1 protein-coding gene is annotated in these 723 nt (G+C 38.9%); it reads right to left on the bottom strand.

The features are described 5' to 3' along the window. Positions 1-723, bottom strand: a 723-nt coding sequence (locus J8L98_RS24495) for a transposase (RefSeq protein WP_247682694.1), incomplete at both ends; no start/stop codon positions are given.

Genomic DNA, 723 nt, shown 5'->3' on the forward strand with positions numbered 1-723 from the left:
CGGCTTATATAACCTGTCTTTTTTGGGTGTACATGGCGGCCACTCCAATCTACCAATTCAAAATAATCTAGTAGGCTAAATGGGATGGTTCCTGCTAAGTGCTCTCCACCAAATGGTTTTAATTCCGTAGGTTGGCTTATATGGGCTGGGTCATCTTTTTGAGGGATGTTTTGAGAAGGATTTAATTGTGCTTTTTTATTGTCTTTTTTATGAGCTTTAAAGTGCAGTAACCGTTCTTGAATTGACGTAAAATCGCTCTCTTCAAGCGTATTTGCCATATTCGCTCTGATTGGATTTAAATCTACATACGCCATGCAGCTCAATAGTGCACTTTCATCTAACAGAGCTTGGGACTTATAGCGGCCCTCCCAATATTTACCCGTACAGTTATCTTCTTTATTCGCTTCTTTGGCTATGAATTCGTTCAAATTCTTCATATACCAGCTAATGTCATACAACCTCAAACGCCACTTTGACACTATGTCATTGAAGAAAGTCATCGTTGCATCATCGAGTACTTCTCCACTGATATATCTGTCTACCAATGAATCACCATTGTAAAGTTGATACCAACGCTTAATAATTTCATCATCTGACCAATCAAGTGCGGTTTGCTTATTTACTTTCACAACAAGGTGATAATGGTTGCTCATAATCGCATAAGTCGCTATTTCTATTGCAAATACGCTACTGAGCAACTTCATTCTCTCGACCAACCATTCT

Origin of the sequence: Pseudoalteromonas sp. MMG013, from assembly GCF_018100885.1 — a bacterium.
GTDB classification, from domain to species: Bacteria; Pseudomonadota; Gammaproteobacteria; order Enterobacterales; family Alteromonadaceae; genus Pseudoalteromonas; species Pseudoalteromonas aurantia.